15 protein-coding genes and 3 pseudogenes are annotated in these 15,594 nt (G+C 68.9%); 9 read left to right on the top strand and 9 right to left on the bottom strand.

Translation table 11 applies throughout. The features are described 5' to 3' along the window. Nucleotides 1-49 precede the first annotated feature (49 nt). The 5 genes from ACFY0U_RS45495 to ACFY0U_RS45475 form a co-directional block, all read right to left on the bottom strand. Nucleotides 50-703, bottom strand: a complete 654-nt coding sequence (locus ACFY0U_RS45495) for a hypothetical protein (protein WP_388646409.1) — start codon at nucleotides 701-703, stop codon at nucleotides 50-52. Between the two features lie 746 nt (nucleotides 704-1,449). Beyond that, on the bottom strand, nucleotides 1,450-2,106 hold the full coding sequence (locus ACFY0U_RS45490) for a DUF1326 domain-containing protein (protein ID WP_388646406.1): 657 nt from the start codon (nucleotides 2,104-2,106) through the stop codon (nucleotides 1,450-1,452). 111 nt (nucleotides 2,107-2,217) lie between these two features. Then, nucleotides 2,218-3,054 carry a DUF2182 domain-containing protein gene (locus tag ACFY0U_RS45485; protein WP_388646404.1) on the bottom strand — a complete coding sequence of 279 codons (837 nt, stop codon included), beginning with the start codon at nucleotides 3,052-3,054 and terminating at the stop codon, nucleotides 2,218-2,220. A gap of 513 nt (nucleotides 3,055-3,567) precedes the next feature. Next, entirely contained in the window at nucleotides 3,568-3,933 is a 366-nt protein-coding gene (locus ACFY0U_RS45480; RefSeq protein WP_059193221.1) for a hypothetical protein, read from the bottom strand. Continuing rightward, a complete protein-coding gene (locus ACFY0U_RS45475; protein WP_351694255.1) occupies nucleotides 3,930-4,193 on the bottom strand; it encodes a hypothetical protein in 264 nt (87 codons plus the stop codon). The genes ACFY0U_RS45480 and ACFY0U_RS45475 overlap by 4 nt, the downstream gene beginning before the upstream one ends. 396 nt (nucleotides 4,194-4,589) lie before the next feature. Here ACFY0U_RS45475 and ACFY0U_RS45470 point away from each other — a divergent pair, with 396 nt between their 5' ends. Together ACFY0U_RS45470 and ACFY0U_RS45465 are read left to right on the top strand one after the other, a co-directional pair. After that, entirely contained in the window at nucleotides 4,590-5,015 is a 426-nt protein-coding gene (locus ACFY0U_RS45470; protein WP_388646401.1) for a helix-turn-helix domain-containing protein, read from the top strand. 529 nt (nucleotides 5,016-5,544) lie between these two features. Beyond that, nucleotides 5,545-7,467 (top strand): TerD family protein, encoded by a 1,923-nt coding sequence (locus ACFY0U_RS45465; RefSeq protein WP_388646399.1) that lies wholly within the window; start codon nucleotides 5,545-5,547, stop codon nucleotides 7,465-7,467. 293 nt (nucleotides 7,468-7,760) lie between these two features. Here ACFY0U_RS45465 and ACFY0U_RS45460 read toward each other — a convergent pair whose 3' ends face one another. After that, nucleotides 7,761-8,684 carry a restriction endonuclease gene (locus ACFY0U_RS45460; RefSeq protein ID WP_388646396.1) on the bottom strand — a complete coding sequence of 308 codons (924 nt, stop codon included), beginning with the start codon at nucleotides 8,682-8,684 and terminating at the stop codon, nucleotides 7,761-7,763. 176 nt (nucleotides 8,685-8,860) lie between these two features. Here ACFY0U_RS45460 and ACFY0U_RS45455 point away from each other — a divergent pair. Then, a pseudogene (locus ACFY0U_RS45455) lies at nucleotides 8,861-9,090 on the top strand (hypothetical protein); the annotation flags it as partial. Between the two features lie 653 nt (nucleotides 9,091-9,743). Here ACFY0U_RS45455 and ACFY0U_RS45450 read toward each other — a convergent pair. Next, nucleotides 9,744-10,250, bottom strand: a complete 507-nt coding sequence (locus tag ACFY0U_RS45450) for a hypothetical protein (RefSeq protein ID WP_388646394.1) — start codon at nucleotides 10,248-10,250, stop codon at nucleotides 9,744-9,746. A 192-nt stretch (nucleotides 10,251-10,442) separates the two neighbouring features. Here ACFY0U_RS45450 and ACFY0U_RS45445 point away from each other — a divergent pair, with 192 nt between their 5' ends. The 4 genes from ACFY0U_RS45445 (at nucleotide 10,443) to ACFY0U_RS45430 (ending at nucleotide 12,300) form a co-directional block, all read left to right on the top strand. Next, nucleotides 10,443-10,787 carry a hypothetical protein gene (locus tag ACFY0U_RS45445; protein ID WP_388646392.1) on the top strand — a complete coding sequence of 115 codons (345 nt, stop codon included), beginning with the start codon at nucleotides 10,443-10,445 and terminating at the stop codon, nucleotides 10,785-10,787. A gap of 262 nt (nucleotides 10,788-11,049) precedes the next feature. Beyond that, nucleotides 11,050-11,367, top strand: coding sequence for a hypothetical protein (locus ACFY0U_RS45440; protein WP_388646389.1), 318 nt, complete (start codon nucleotides 11,050-11,052; stop codon nucleotides 11,365-11,367). 394 nt (nucleotides 11,368-11,761) lie between these two features. After that, nucleotides 11,762-11,983 carry a hypothetical protein gene (locus ACFY0U_RS45435; RefSeq protein ID WP_388646385.1) on the top strand — a complete coding sequence of 74 codons (222 nt, stop codon included), beginning with the start codon at nucleotides 11,762-11,764 and terminating at the stop codon, nucleotides 11,981-11,983. A 17-nt stretch (nucleotides 11,984-12,000) separates the two neighbouring features. Then, nucleotides 12,001-12,300, top strand: coding sequence for a hypothetical protein (locus ACFY0U_RS45430; RefSeq protein ID WP_388646382.1), 300 nt, complete (start codon nucleotides 12,001-12,003; stop codon nucleotides 12,298-12,300). Nucleotides 12,301-12,321: 21 nt separating this feature from the next. On the opposite strand, the gene ACFY0U_RS45425 is transcribed toward ACFY0U_RS45430, so the two are convergent. Both ACFY0U_RS45425 and ACFY0U_RS45420 read right to left on the bottom strand, forming a co-directional pair. Beyond that, nucleotides 12,322-12,864: a hypothetical protein gene (locus ACFY0U_RS45425; RefSeq protein ID WP_388646380.1), complete on the bottom strand. Its 543-nt coding sequence runs from the start codon at nucleotides 12,862-12,864 to the stop codon at nucleotides 12,322-12,324. Between the two features lie 670 nt (nucleotides 12,865-13,534). Then, complete coding sequence (locus tag ACFY0U_RS45420; RefSeq protein WP_388646377.1) at nucleotides 13,535-14,305, bottom strand: DUF5995 family protein; 771 nt, start codon at nucleotides 14,303-14,305, stop codon at nucleotides 13,535-13,537. A gap of 239 nt (nucleotides 14,306-14,544) precedes the next feature. Here ACFY0U_RS45420 and ACFY0U_RS45415 point away from each other — a divergent pair. Beyond that, nucleotides 14,545-14,949 (top strand): annotated as a pseudogene (locus ACFY0U_RS45415) (alpha/beta hydrolase); the annotation flags it as partial. Between the two features lie 133 nt (nucleotides 14,950-15,082). Next, nucleotides 15,083-15,427: pseudogene (locus ACFY0U_RS45410) on the top strand (transposase); the annotation flags it as partial. Nucleotides 15,428-15,594 lie beyond the last annotated feature (167 nt).

The raw sequence follows: 15,594 nt of genomic DNA, 5'->3' as shown, positions 1-15,594 counted from the left end.
CAATACCGGCACGACCTGCTCGACGGCTTCATCGCCGAAACTCAGCTGATCACGACGCCGCCATGACGTCACCCCGAACCGAAAACCTCAGTAGCAGGCAGACCTGCTGGAGAGTGGGGCGTGCCGGATGGCGGGTCGGGGGACTGCGTGGGGAGATCGGGGTCGTCGAGCAGTGACAGCCAGTTTCGCTCGTATGCCCGGTCCTGGACGGTTCCCAGAAGCCTGACCAGCTCAGGCAGGCCAGCGGACGGCTGCCTCCAGACGGCGCCTCCCGCGTCGTGGAGGACCCGGCCGACTGGGCATGGGCCACGAGTTCGCCTTCACGTTCCCGGTGGGTAGCGTGGCCGTGTTGCGCGTACGTGACCAGGGCCCGGCGCAACGCCAGCAGGGGCCCTTCGATGCGGATCCGGTCCCGCCACGCCATCACAAGCGCGGCGAGTACGACACCGGCAGCAGCGCCCAGGGCGGCGGGTGCGATCTCGGTGTCTGTATCGGGTATGAAGCGGATATCGAAACCGCTGCGGGTGATCGTCTGCGAGGTGTCTTCCGGCCACGCCACCCAGAGGATCCCTGCAGCAACCGAGAGCAAAAACAGCGCGATACACGCCAGCCACCCCTTGCAGGCGGTCAAAGCCACACGCCGGGTCCGTTCGCTCTCAACAAGCGCCGCGCGCTGCGCGGCCAGCATCACGCGGTCGGGCACCGATGCCGCCGCGTACCGCCGCCGGGAAGCGAGCGCCGCGCGGTGGACACGGACCGTGGCACGCGGACGGCCCCGTACAACACGTCCACCCAGCGAAAGAGACAGGGCGGGAAGTCTGACGATTAGCCGGACCACAGCGACCCGTACAGCAGCGAAAGCCACGAGCATAGCGAGCATCGCCACACTCCACTCAAGTACGCCGTAACCGGACCACAATGAATCCCAGGAACTCCACATGCGCCGTCCTCCCCGTTACCCGCGATCCCCTTCGCTGAGGGGAGCTTGCACGCCTGCGGAGCATCTGCCCCCCGTAAGGGGTAGGGCGGCCAAAGCACGGTCATCTGGGGTGCGGATGCACCTCTGTGCCTGCATCAGGTCTCACGTGGCCAGCAGCGCGTGCTAGGCACTCCGAGAGTTCCAATACCCGACTCCACCGATAGCCCACTCCCGCACCGACATGCTCGACGTGCTGGACCTGGAGAAGGGGCTGGCCCTGGCCGACCCCCTCACTGACGCGGGCGAGCGGATCGCCGCCGGGGCGACGGTCAGTGGGCCCGCCGCGGACCGATTCCGCGCCGCGGCCGCCGAGTTCTCCAACCGCTACGCCGGCAGCCCTCTGAGCTTGAGTTGCGGTCGCCGGCCGCCTCGGCGTACTTGCGAGTGGCGGGTACGTGACCGTCGTCTCGGGTGTAGTGCTCGGACCGCTGCTTCCCACTCTTGCTACTGGCGCTCTCTCGTCCCCGCGGTCAGTCGGGCCCAGTCCAGTCGAAGGGGAAGTACTTGCTCGACTTTCCCGAGCGTTCCCAGGAGAAGCCGAACGCGTCGGCGCGGTCGGTGGTAGCCCGGCCCCAGGTGGCGATCTGGCCCGGTCCGACCTCGGCGCCGGGGGCGTTGTGGACCTGGACGCGTGCGCCCGTTGGTGTCGTCGGACCGGTGAGTGCCTCGGCGGTGGCCGTGACCCGGCCGGGGATCTCGGCGCGCCAGGTGGCGAGGTCCTCGTCGATCTCCACTCGGATCGGAGCGATGTCCGTGCCGCGCATCTCGGGCCGGAACATCTGGCCGAACTGTGCCGGCCAGCCGCCCGCCTCACCGCCGAAGATAGTCCCGAGCGCGGAGCGCTGTTCGTTGTCGGCGCGTTCGTCGAGGAAGACCGCGGCGTAGGGGTCGGTGTGCGTGCCGGCCCACGGGTTGCCTTCAAAGGAGCCGAGCATGAGCACGTTGAGATCGTCGAGCCGTACGTCGCCGTAGTTGCCGTCACGGATGTGCCAGACCAGTACGCCTTCGCAGTCACCGTAGGTCGGGGGCTGCGCGAACGTACAGGGGCAGGGTATAGCGCATTTGCACACGTCGAACCAGTCGCCGGCCAGGTGCCAGCGGGTACCGGGGGTGGGCTGTTGCGTCATCTCGCTTCCCTCCCGTCGAGCTCGAGGGAGCTCACTTGGAGTGGCGAGACCGCGCATCCCGAGCCGCACGCGGATCGCGAGGCGGCCTCCCTTCCAGCTTGCCGCAGCTGCTCACATGCCGTCCATCGATGGAACCGATTCCCGCAGCCCCGGCAGCAGCCAGTCCTGGAACGGCGCCAGCACGGCGAGAACGAGGCAGACGACACCCACCGCCCGGGCGAGCAGCGGCCCCCGTGACCACAGCTTCTCCACGAAGATCACCACCGCCACCCCGGCCATCGCTGCCACGTTCATCACCCCGAGCGGCACGAGGACCACCATCAGGCCCGCGCAGCAGCCGACGCAGTAGCCGCCGTGGTGGATGCCCACTCGCAGATCGCGGGCCGGCTGCCGGAACCCGGCGTAGCGCACCAGTTGGCTCATGGGGTCGCGGCAGTGCCGCAGACAGACGTTCTTGAGGGGCCCGAGCTGATAGAGGCCCGCCAGCAGGAAGGCCACTGCACCGATCCAGCGTCCTGCCACCGGATGATCGTCCACGAGGTCCCCGGTGAGGGCCAGAGCCGCGTAGACGAGCAGCCCGAAGGCCGTCCACACCAGCAGATATCCACCCACGAACTCCAGCATGCGCACCGCCCGGCCCCACCCGGACGACTGCCGCCCGATCCCCCGCACCCAGGTGAGGGCCACCGGCGCCATGGACGGCAGCATCATGGCCGCCATCATCGTTACCCAGAGCAACAAGAACAGCGGCAGCGCCATCCCCATCGTGCCCGGCTCGACCCCCATGTCCCGCGCCTGCCCGACGGTCAGCACCCACGCCGGCACAACGATCAGAAGGATCAGCGACCACGCGACCGCGAGCTCCCGCGCTGGGAGCAGTCCTCCGCCCGCTCCGGTCGGCGCGGGCGACCGGGCGGAGGCGAGGACGGAAATCCGGAGATGGCGCATGCTTGAGCTCTCCTGCGTACATACTCAGGACAGCACGCCCCGTGCCGCACCGCGACTGCGCCGATTCCTGCGACGCAAGCAGGCAGGGAGCACGGGCAGCTCGGCCGCCTCCGCCGCCCGACGGCCAGGTCGTCAGGAGGCAAGGCCCGTGAGCACGGTCCCGTTGAAGGCGAGCAATAAGGACGCGCGGCCGTCGGTGCGGGAGGAAGCGCGCGAGTTCGCGAATTCTTGGACGGCTCTGACGCGGAACCCGCGTGCCGGCGCTCACTTGGTGGCGGATCGAGGGTGGGTTCCTGATGGAATGCGGCCCTGAGTCTGTTCGGCAGCGGATGTAGTCGCAGCCGCATGCGTCTGTCTCTTCGTCGGTGGACGGGCCCCGCCGGGACGGCGAGGGTGGTCGAGCGGGGCTCCCAAGCCGTGGCGGCGTGTTCCGTCACTGGCGCTGCGCCGGCAAAGGCCCAGTCCACGACGGCTGTCTCCCCTGCTCAGACAGAGTGCTCAGACGGAGATGGTTCAGCTGGTCCACGTCTTGATCTGGGCTGCGACCTCGCGTACCGGGAGTCCGTCGCGGGCGGCCCGGGCCAGGGGGATGACGGTGTCGAGGCCGGGGCTGACCGGCAGTCCGCACGCGGTCAGATACGCGGCGGTCACGGTGGCAGCGAACAGCAGGTTGCGGACCTCCAGGCTCGGCTGCCGCGCCAGCTCGCACAACAGCGCTGCGGCCTTGTGGTGCGGCTCGGGGTAGACCTCCTGGCCCAGGATCTCCGCACGGTGGCGGGCCTCGGCGGCGACCGGCACGCCGTAGTCGACGACCTGGGGATCCCCCGGGATCTGCTGCGCCACCGCCAGGATCCACGCGAGGTCGACCTTCAGGTTCACGCGGCGTCCCTCGGCGCGTCCTTCGCCAGCCCGTCCGGGAGCCCTGGGTATCGGTCCTCCCCGAACTCCGCCTCGAACCGCTCCGCGTAGGAGGCCAGGAAGCCGGCGGCACCGGCCATGAACGCAGACCGGGACTCGTTCACGTCCTGCTCGATCAGATCGGCGACGTACCCCTGCAGGCTCAGCCCGCGCCGCTTGGCCCGCTCCTCGGCCGCCGCCCGCACGGCCTCGTCCAGCCGGATGTTGGTCTGCTTACTCATAGGCCCCACGATAGCTAACAGCTGATACCAGTGGCTAGCAGCTTGCGGGGACTCAACCGGACGACTCGGACCAAAGAGATTCCCATCCCCGTTCGACGCCCTCGGACCCCGTGCCCGCCGAGTGGTCTGTTTGCCACCTGGCAGCCGTGCCGTGTCGGCTGCCGCCACCGTTCACCTCGGGCTTTGGCGATGGCGCTTCGAACCGCTGGACCGGGCCGGGCTGGCGGGCTCCCTGCCACCCAAGCGGACTGCGACGGCGCGGTGGCCAGCGCCAGCCTGAGCGGGACGGGTCGGCACGACGGCGGCGCAACGTGGGAGCACAGGGCGGCGGCGGTAGGAAGCCGAGTGCGAAGGACCGCTGTTTTCATGTCTCGGAGTCCTCGTGCCGTCGAAGTTGTGCTGTCTGATGAGGAGCGCGCCGAGTTGCTGCGCTGGGTGGGCGGGGCGGTGGCGCCCCGTCTTGTCGAGCGGGCACGCATCGTCTTGGCGTGCGCGGACGGGCAGCCGAATACGCGTGTGGCGGCGGAGTTGAAAGTGACCACGGACACGGCGAGGAAGTGGCGGTCGCGGCTTGCTGCCCGGCCGCGGCTCATCCGCCAGACCGGCCATCCCCACACCCTCCGAGGCGACGCCTCCTCCATAAAGAACCATGTCCTGCGCTACTGGGGCGGCTGGGAGATGCGGGCCATCACCCGCATGGACATCCAGAGCTGGATCCGAGCCCTCGTGGGTAAGAGCGCGGGAGCCTCCGCAATCAAGAGGGCGTACAACCTGACGTCCTCGATGAGCGCGCGGCCGTGGATGACGCCATTCTCGCGGTGAGCCCCTGCCGCAACATCGACGTTACGCCCACTTGCAGCCGGACGCCCACAAGGCTGTCCTCGGAGCGTGGGAGCGCCTGGATGCTCCGCTGACCATCGCCGCATAAGCGTTCCTTCGACCCGTCGTCCATGGATGGGGCGACGGTTCATAGGCGGCGACGTGGCACGGGCCACGGGCACCGGCCGGTCGCACTCCTTCTCGGAGAGGTCCGGGGTAGTCGGTCCAGGTCGACTGCGGTGCCCGCCGCATGGGGTAGCGCAACCATCCCAGCCAAAGCCTCACCACTCAGGAAACGATGCGTGTGTCTCCTGAGTGGACGCGGCCCTTGTTCACTCAGGAAACGGCTGGCACCGACGCCGACGCCGACTCCGACTCCGACTCCGCAGAGCAATAGCCTGACCGCCTTCACGTTGGCTCTCCGTCACGGATGCACCACGGGCTGCACCCGGCGCGTGCGAAAATCCCATCAGTTGATCACCGGCGCGGAGAGGGTGTGCCGCCCGCTGCGCCCCGGGGAGGGGAGCCCCGTATGGTCCTGCTGTCGTCGAGCCCGAAGTGGCCCACCCTGCCCGACTACTTCCACGACTGGGCGCTGGTGGACGTGGAGACCTCAGGATTGAGACCCGGACGGGATCGTGTCCTGTCCCTCGCGATCCTCACGCTGGACGCGCACGGCAACCAGACCGGGGAGTTCTCCACCCTCCTCAACCCGGGATGTGACCCCGGCCCGGTCCACGTCCACGGCCTCACTCCCGACCGTCTCGCCGGCGCTCCCACCTTTGAGGAGATCGCGCCGCAGGTGGGGGCGCTGCTCAGTAGCCGCGTCCTGGTCGCCCACAACGCGCAGTTCGACTACGACTTCCTGGCCCACGAGTTCGCCCACGTCCGTTCCTGGGTGCCGGTGGGCAGGCGCCTGTGCACGCTGGCCCTCAACCGTCTGGTCGGACCCGCGACCCCCGATCTCAAGCTAAGCACGCTGGCCGCCCACTACGGCGTAGGCCAGGAGAAGGCCCACGACGCGCAGGACGACGTACGCGTACTCTCCGGCATCCTGCGCGCCTCGCTGGGCGCCGCTGAGCAACTGGGCCTGTCCCTACCACTCCTGGACTGCCCGCCCCGCCAGGACTACAAGCCGTATGTCCCCAAGACGCCCTGCGCGTACCGCAATCCGGGCCGTCTGGCGTCGGGTGGGCCGCTGGTGCAAGGCATGAAGGTCGCCATCACCGGAGATACCCGGGTCTCCCGCGAGGAACTGGTCGCCCGCTCGGTGGCGGCCGGGCTGAACATGATGACCTCGGTCAGCGGCCAGACCAGCGTCGTCGTCACCAACGAATCCAGCGCCTCATCCGCCAAGCTGCGTCGTGCGGCGGACGAGGGCGTGCCCCTCGTGGACGAGCTCGCGTACCTGCGATTGCTGGAGAGTGTGAGGGCCGGTCAGGCCAAGGGCACCGCCCGGCAGCGCCCCGCGGCGGAGATGCTCGCGAGCTCGACCACTGCATCTCCTGTGTCGGCGCAGGACGTCCCGGCCCAGCGTCCTGCGGCGCTCACCGCTTCCACTCTGAGTGCGCCGGCTCAGCGTCCTGCCGTACCGGCCGCGTGCGCGCCGAACGCCCTGGCCCAGAGCCCTGCCACGCCGACCGCGTCCACCGCCACGGCGGCCCAGACGCTGTCCGGACGCCGTGTCCTGGTCCTGGGCGGCACCCACGACGAGGCCGTCGAGGCGCGCGCTCGTGCTGTCGCCCTCGGCGCCTCCGCGGCGGTCAACCTCTCGGCCAGCGTCTCCGATGTCGTCGTGCTGCCCGGCGGTGAAGCGGACCGGCGCATGGGCCGCATCACCGCGCTCGCTCTCCGCGTGCACGACGCCGACTGGCTCCGCGCACCCACCCCCGCGCCGACGCAGAGCGCGGTCGGGAACCGGCTGGACACTGCTGACGTCCTGGTCCGAGGTGCTGTCATCGATCTGCCCGATACCGGCACGGCCTGGACCGTGGCCGCCGCCTGGCGCCAGCAGACCGCCTGCGACGTGGACGTCGTCGCCTTCGCGGTCGACGCGCAGGAACAGGTCCCGGGAGACGAGGACTTCGTCTTCTACGGCGCACCCGAGCACCCAGACGGCACCGTACGGCTGGCCACGGATGGCCCGACGGAGCAGGCCGTCACCACGGACCTGGAGCGGCTGCCCCTGGAGATCCACCGGGTTGTGATCGCCGCCGCGATCGACGGTGTTGCGACCTTCGCCGACGTCGGGGCCGTCGAGATCACCGTCACCTGCGGGATCGGCGCGGCCTCGACCGCCCGGGCCACTCTCGACGCCGCCACCACCGAGCGCACCATGATCCTCGCCGAGATCTACCGCAGGGGCGACGGGTGGCGGCTGCGAGCCGTCGGGCAGGGCTACGACCACGGACTGGCCGACCTCGCTCGCGGCTACGGCGTCGACGTCGCCGAGTGAGCGAAGCGAGAGACGATCGCGCTGGTCGAGCCGTCGCCTCGCTACCCGGTGAGGATCGCCTCGATGTCCCGCCGCAGCCCGGCGAGAGGTCGGGCGGCGGGGCGGTTCGCGGGGAGCGGCAGCCGAGGCAGCGTGGGGGAGGGGCACGACCGTGGACGTCCGTCGACTGCTGGGACCCCGGTCCGTGAACACGGCCGGGGTCTTCCGCTGTGCGAAGCCGCCGGCGGCCGGCGAAGCAGCCACGTGCACACGGGCGGCCCAGCCGCGTTGTCCACGCTGCCGCGGGCCGGTCCTCAGGAACGCCTGTTGCGCTTCTTTGCTTCGTTGAGGATGTGGCCTCGGTCCAGGAAGCCGACACCGCGGTCCTTGAGGATGCGGTCGACGTGATGCGGCTTGCTGCCGGAGCGGAGAAGCCGCGTGGCCTCGGCGACGTGCTCCTCACGCGAGGCCCCGGAGGCTGTCACGAACCGGTCGCGTGCGGGGCGCGGCTCACGCGCCCCCATCGCGCCGACTGCCGGGTCCGTTCGCGGCCGGGGTACGACGGCCACCCGGAAGGGCCTGGCCCGAAGGGAGAGCCGGACCCCGAACCGCGCGGCCAGCAGGAGCGCGCCGACCGACCAGCATCCGAGAAGGATGCCGATGAACTTCACGATGTCCAGGGCGAGCGGCCCGGTGTAGGTCCTGTCGTCCCCGATCGATCCCAGCGGAGCCATGAGCAGGGAAACGCCCACGACCACACCCCAGTTCCGCCGCCAGAACGTGGGCGCCCCCGCCATTTCGGGGCCGTGGACCGTGGCGGGTGCGGGTGCGGGAGACGGGGTGGCTCGGTGGATACGACGAGCGGTGTCGTTGACCGGCGTCATCGTGCCGTCCAGGCGGTACGTGAAGAGCGCGATGTCCCGCTCCCTGGCGTAGGCCACGGCGGTGGTCGTGTAGTCGCTGCCGGTGAAGAAGATCAGCTGCGCGGTCGACTCGTGGGGGCGCGCACCGACGAAGCGTTGCAGCTCCGGACGCCCGACCTGGGCGGCCTGGTACTTGACCTGTCCGAGTGCGCGCCCGGCCCGGACATCAATACCCGAGTCCGGGCCTCCAGGGCTCGCGGTGGCATCGGTGTACCCCCAGTGCCGCATCCAGCGGGCCGCGTTGAGCTCGGCCTGCTGCCACGACGAGATCTGCGTCGGCCGCGGCGGCACCGTCCTTTGCGGTGTGTCGGGCACGTTCCCCCCTCAGATACTCACGTTCGGTTCGGCACTCCCCACATGGGGCAGAGCGAGACAGCACTGCTGACAGAGCAAGCGCAGGTGGACGCCGAGTCGCCCATGCTATGCGGTGGTCTCAGCACACGTCCGCGGGACCGGGAGGGAGGCGGGCGAGGAAGTCCAGCGCCGAGCTGGGGCCGCGCTCTGGGCAGAGGTATGCCGCGCTCATAGGCGGGCCGCTGGACGGGCTGCTGCTGGACATCACGGGATGGCGGCTGGAGCAAGTCGACGACGGCGCCGCCCTGCCCACCGAGCTGTCGCGGGGGCCGGCGGCCGCGCCGTGTACGACCCGGACCCCGACGAACCCCGCCAGTCCGGCCCGGGTGTGATGTGCCGCTTCTACTACTCCGGCGACACGCCCTGACCGCACCTCCGACCACGGGCCGGAGCACTTTCGGTTCCAGCGTTCGTATTGAGCCGAAGCGTCGTCAGTTCAGCGTGGTGGGCGTACGGCACTGCCGGTCAGGGCATATCGGGGCGTGAGGTGTGGGGGCAGCTGGGGGAGAGGGGCCGGGTATGGCGGCCGGTCGGCGACGCAGGGTGGGCGCTGTGCGGCAGATCGGTGGGCGAATCGCCCCGGAGTACCGCAACGGTGCCATGAGCCAGGTCGTGGCTTCCCGGTATCCGTGTCCGGTCTGCGGGTCGGGCAAGCTCCGCGTCACCACCGATGGGCCGGAACGGACATCAACTCACGAACCGCCCACTCAGTTCGTGCAAGGCGGCCGTCCCTTCGTCGTCAGGGGGATTGGCCCGGGTGCCGGGGCTGCTCGGGGGAAAGCGGTCCGACACCCGGGTGTTGGGCCTTGTCCCTCGGTCACCGACGTACTGGGGGACAGGGCGCGGGTCCCCGGCGCCGGCCGTGGAGGAACGAGATCGACGCAGGGGGCTCGCGGCCATGCCAGGTACAGGGCGCGTCAAACGGCGGATGCCGCGGCTACTGTAACTGACGTCATCCGGTAGAGCTTTCGTGAGCGACAGAGGATCCAGGTGGGCTGCGGGGGAGGGTGTGAGTCTGGATCATGGCTGGCGGGGCATCGCTGTCAGGCCCAGTTCTGCGCGGACGGCGTTGATGAATTCTTGCTCTGCACTCCACAGGCGTTCGAAGGCGTCCGAGGGGATGTCGGCCTCGCAGAGCGTTGCGCGGGCTGCTGCGACTTCACGGGCGCAGTTGACGAAGGCGACGCCGGCCCGGACGGTTTCTGGGACGTGGGTGACCAGACGCATGGCGGTGAAGCCGGCTTCGAGTGCCTCCTTGTAGGGCCTTCCGGTTTCGTTGAAGAAGGGCATCAGCCGGCCGGGTTCACGAGGATGGGGTATCGCGGTGATGGAGGCGCCGGGATCGAGAGCGTAGGCGACGTATCGGCGGTTAGCCGCCAGGAACTCATTGCACACGGACAGGCGGATGTCGCGCCACAGGCGTTGGTGCTCCCGCTCCGATAGGCGGTCCTGGTTGCGAAGCGAGAGCCAGCCGCCCAGCGCGACGCCGACGAGCGCCACCAGCCCTGTGATGACGGATGCTGTCATGCCCAACCTCCTGATGCCGCCCCGGTATTGATGGTCTGCCGTACCCGGATCACCGGCAAGAGCAGCCGGCTCGGGTAGCGGCGGTGGAAGGCGTGTGGGGAGGACACTTGGCTTTCATGCGCTTCATCGACCGCGAGGACGTTCTGTGTGTGGAGTTGACTGAGCTGCGCAGCACGGCCACGGCAAATCCGCATGGCGAGCAAGTATTTGCCCGCAGGAGATCCCTCCGAGCGGACGAGGCTTGGGCTCTCGGTCTATCTGGCCTGGGTACGGCTGCGCGTTCCGGTGGTGCAGCGGAACACGATGGTCGTGGTGGCCGTCGTGCTTGCCGCGTTGTCGATGCTCGCTGTCGCAGGGGCGGTAACAGGGGTGGCCGCAGTCTGGGCCGCTGCCGTGTGCTTCGCTGTCATTGAGTGCGCGGCCATGGGTGCGGGCACCGTCGTCAACGTCGATCGGGCCGACGAACCCGCTCACCGTGGCCGGCTCGGCACGCGCGGCGGACTCCAGCAGGCAAGTGGGTACCCACTTGTTTTTTAGACACAATAGACTGTGGGGAGGTACTCCTGGTGTCCCGCTGTGGGCCAAGTTCTGCGTCGACATCAACGCCCTGGGGTCACGATCCGTTAGCGTTCAGTGCCGGGCACCGCTGAAATGCAGCGCCGGCCGCCATCGACTGGTCACACCAGGTGATCAGCAGTCGATGACGCCGTCAGCGTGACGTACGGTCTCAACCGCAACCGAGGCAGCCCTTGCGGTGCTCTGGACCTGTGATCCGCAGTTCGCCGGTGAGGAGACAGAAATGACTGCCTGGAGCTACGAGAGCCTCGGTTCGTGCGCCGTCGTCGACCCGTACGCCGCCCATCCCTGTGACGATGCCTGGCCCACTCCTGCCCAGCCCTGCGACGACCTCGACTACTTCCTGCCGCCGCCCAACCCCGCCGACCGCCTCAACTACAGGCTCAGCCCACGCGACCAGCAACGCCTCGCCCTGCATGCGGCACTCACCGTCGCCGGCATCCCCCCGATGCCCGAAGACCGCGCCGTCATCGACCAGCTCAGCGCCCTGCCAGTAGACGTTAACGACACCCTCCAGCGCTGGCTGCACCACGCCCAATGAGCTCACCGGCCCGCGGCGGGCTCAAGCGCGCCGACCGCGTCTGCGGCGCCTCAGGGTGCCCCAGCTCACAGGGCCTGTGGCGTCAACGGCGGAACATCCAGGGGTGGTTGACCGTTCATCTGTATGTGGCTGCGGAGGGGACAGTGTCCCCGGGCCTCACCTATAGCCCATGGGGAAGATCGTTCGGCTGAAGCCCCATGGAGCCCTCCGCCGCGAGGCGACCGCCCTCCGCACGCCACCACCTACCGCCCCGGCTGGTCTCCCCCGTCCAGCCGGGGCTTCGTGCTGTTTACGGTGCGTAGCACGACCCTGCCACCGATCGCGAGAGCCGCCGGGCGCGCCTGGTCCGGCCCCGAAGGGACGGTGCCGGTGCGGTTGGGAAAGGATGGCGGGAGTGATCATCGAGAAGGGCGTCGTGCGGCTGACGATCGACACGGAGACGGACTCCTACGAGCAGGCGATCGCCGCCGTCCGGGCGGCGTACGGGCTGCAGCCTGTCGTGCCCGGTACCTGGCCCCCGCCCCGGACCCCCGGCCCGACCCAGGAGACCTCGGCAGTGACGACCTCGGGGACGGCTGGACCGACCAGTTACTGTTCCGCATGGTCGCGGCGCTGACCCCCGGGGGGCGGGCAGTGCTGCGTAGGATCACCGAGCTGGGCGGCGCCTCCACGTACGACGAAGTGCAGCAGTACTTCGTCACCCACCCGACCACCCCGATCCCGCTGAGCCGGATCGGCGGAACGCTGACCAGCGTCAAGGCAGTCCAGCGCCGCGTCGGCCCGGACGGCGTCGGTCCGCTCCTCCAGCGGGACGAACGAGCACGGGGCTACCGCGTCGACGACGTCCTCGTGGCCGGCCTTATGAGGGCCTTCGCCATGGCCGATGCCCGTCTCGATCTACTGCGTGGTGACGGCTCGTCACCTGTCACCTGACGCGGCTGCGCCAACGGATGCTCACGGCTCGGCGTCAGACCAAGTCGCCACCAGTGCTCGCCGATCTGGAAAGCGGGGACCGGAGACTGTCTCCTGGGTGGGTTCACCGTTGAGCCAGCACACTTGCTCGGGGGCGCCGTCGCCAGTATCGAACAGGCAGCACACCCCACCGCTGTCGGCGGCGAGGTCGGTGAACACCTTCCTGACGTTGGCCGAGCGCGCGAACAAGCGACTCATCCCCGACGTCGCTGCCCAGCACTCCACCGACGCGGAGCCAGGGTGCAGGAAGGACTCGAACCGGATCGTGGCGTAGATGTACCCGACCTGGATGCGCCCGTCCGCCTCGGGGCCAGGTCCACCCGTCTGCGCAAACTCGTGCAGTGCATCATCGACGTCGAACATGAGGGACGTGTCGAGCTCGAGCTCGCCGCTCATGGAGCAATCGACCGGATCGCTCTTGAACTGGGACGTGAACGGAAGGACGAGCCGGTCACCGCCAGGCAGCGTGATCTCAAGCGGCGGCACGGCACGGGCCGGTGGCGCCAACTCGGCCAGATTGGCCAATGCCCTGACGACATTCCGAGGACGCAGATAGATGTCTTAGCCGAAGACCAGCCCCACGCTTCCCCCGGTCTCTGACCGAACCGCACCCTCTCACGCCCTGGCCCTTGAACGCTCGCCGATTTAGCGCTCGCACCACGTTCATGAGTGGTTCCTCTTGAGCCGCCACCAGCTCACCACACACCACTGGGGGTATCCGTGTTGTCCGTGGCTCCCTGGCGCCGCTGACAGTTCCTGGACCGGGACTGATGAACGCGCGCGTTGTGCGCGGTCCGGCCAACGTCGACGCCGGTCGCGGTCGCTCTGGGTGGGGCCTGGTGCAGGGTGCAATGACGTCGACGATCCAGTCAGGGAGCGTCAGGACGGCGCCGGTCGTCAGCTAGAGATCTTTAACGGTGCGGGTTACGTGGGGTCGTGGCGGTTGGTGTCGGCTGCGCTCTGCCGGAAGTGTGAGGTATCCCGATGGTGGAGGACTGACGGCCGACGAGCGCGATCGGCGTGAACAAGTCCGTTTCGCGGCAGCTGACTTGATCGAGGCGGGGGCCAGTGACCGGGAGGCGGCCCGGCGGTTCCGGGTGATCCGTATGTCGGCGAACCGCTGACGCCGGGCCACGATCCGGGGGCCCACCGTGCCTTGCCTTGCCGTCTGGTGGCGCTGGACTCCAGCTGACCATCAGGTGGAGGAGCGCTCCATCGCCCTGTCCAGATGCGCGATGACGGTCGGCACGTCACCGCTCTCGGTCCGCCGGATCAGTTCCAGGGCCGGCCGGACGATACCGGTCGGCCGTGCGATCAGCCTGGCGAGCACAGCGGCCCGGATGTCGAGGCGTTCGAGGGTGGCCTCGCGCTCCCGCTCGCTCTGGCCGGCCAGCAGGACGGCGTTGTACCAGGCCTCCTCGCGGGACTGGCGGATGCTGAAGTCAAGGATCTGCTCGTCGGTGCGGCCGCCGACCTTGTCCAGCAGCGACAGCAGGGGCGACAGGGCGTCGACCGAGTCCTGCACGGCCAGCACCACGCGCGCGAGGATGTCGTTGATCAGCAGGAAGTCGCGCCGCAGCCCGTGGATGTCCGCGCCCGGGCTGGTCCGTGCGGCGGCGACGGCCAGGTCGAGGTTGATGTGCGCGTTCACGCCGAGCAGCAGGTGCTGGACGATGACGGTGTCGGTGTCGTCCAGCAGTCCGAACGTCTCGCGCCAGCAGCGCGGCCCGCTCCGGTCGCGACGCCAGGCGTCGTACGCCTCGAAGTAGCGGTTGCCGAAGTGGGTGTCGAAGCGATCCATGCGGGGACCGTCGTCGAACAGATCTTCATGGATGGTCTTGCGGACCTCGATGGTCACCTGCCGGTACAGCGCGGCGAAGTATCCGATCCGGTCTCCGGTGCGGACGGCCTCGCGCACGATCTCGGCAAGGCCGTCGACGACATCGTCGATGTTCACGGCCGCCATGTCCGGCTCCCCCCTCGCGGCTCCCTCGTCCCCTGGACTGTAGGCCAAATGCTTTGCCTGAAAGAGGAGTTGACGTTTCCCTGATGCGGATTGGTGACTGAAAGGTGACTTGTTCAGGCCCCGTTAAGAGGTCCTGACAAGGGCGTTGGACGTGTCGGTGGGTGATGAGGCAGGTGGCGCGGCCGAGGAAGACACCTCACAACCCCAAGTCGTCAAGCCGTAGCGGCCAAGGCAGTTGGGTACAGGCAACGTTCCACACAGAGGGGCTCATGCCAGCGATGGCCGTGTTCGCCGCGGGTCTGAAGAAGGGCGGCGACACCACCGAGCCGAAGGCCGAGACCAGGCTGCCACCGCAGGCAGCAGCACGGGCCGAGCGGACGATGGCCAACCTGCCGTACTTCGTCGGACGCATCGTGCCGAGCTTCATGTCCTACGCCCCGGACGTCCACCGGCTGGAGGCGCAGTCGGACCGACTCGTGCTCGCCTGCGGACAGGACTCACGCGGCGAGCTGCCCTACCGTCCGGCCGCCTTCCTGGCGGAGCAACTCGGTATGGAACTCCTGCACTTCCCGGGCGGGCACACCGGCCTGACCACGCATCCTGCCGAGTTCGGCGAGCTCCTCTGGAAGGCCTTCCGAGCCTAAGCTTGTTGTTTTTCTTCTGGCCTCGAACGGTGTCCCGAACGTGGTCACTCACCTGGGCATTCGCCGGACATGAAGGAGGCCTTCGTCTGATCCTGTGCTCCGTCACGAGGAGAACCAGTCGAAGGCCGTTGTCATGAGTGTGGTGTGCCCGGATGTCCGGCAGGAAGCGTCACGCTTCCGAGCAGAGTTCTACGAGTGTCTGACCGCCCGGCGTGACGAAATGTTCGAACTGGCCGACGCACTGTTGTGCGTCGACGGGCCGGTCACCTCGCCGGTGGATCTGACGATGGTGCCCGAGCACCGGCGTGGGCACGGCGCGTTGTACGGAGCTCTCAACCGGGGCCGGATCGACGTCGAGAAGCTGCGGTCCTTGCTCGCCGGGCTGCCGTTGCCCCGGTTCGAGGGCGGGCGCATGGTGCTGGCGGTGGACGTGTCGCCGTGGCTGCGCTCGGACGCGCCGTGCTCAGCAGACCGGCTGCGTGCGTGCATCCGGGCGGGACCCACCTGGGCTCCACAAGCGACATCGACAACGCTTGGTACCTCGGCATCTGCTACCGGAATTCATTCGTAGTGCATCGGCCTTCAGGCCGGTGGTGAAGCGAGTCTGATGGTTGCGACGCGGAGCGTCGCGGATTCAGGTCCGGC

It is taken from the genome of Streptomyces sp. NPDC001536 (genome assembly GCF_042894505.1).
Lineage (GTDB): Bacteria > Actinomycetota > Actinomycetes > Streptomycetales > Streptomycetaceae > Streptomyces.
Note: the sequence above shows the minus strand (reverse complement) of the source record. Positions and strands in the feature narration are given on the sequence as shown.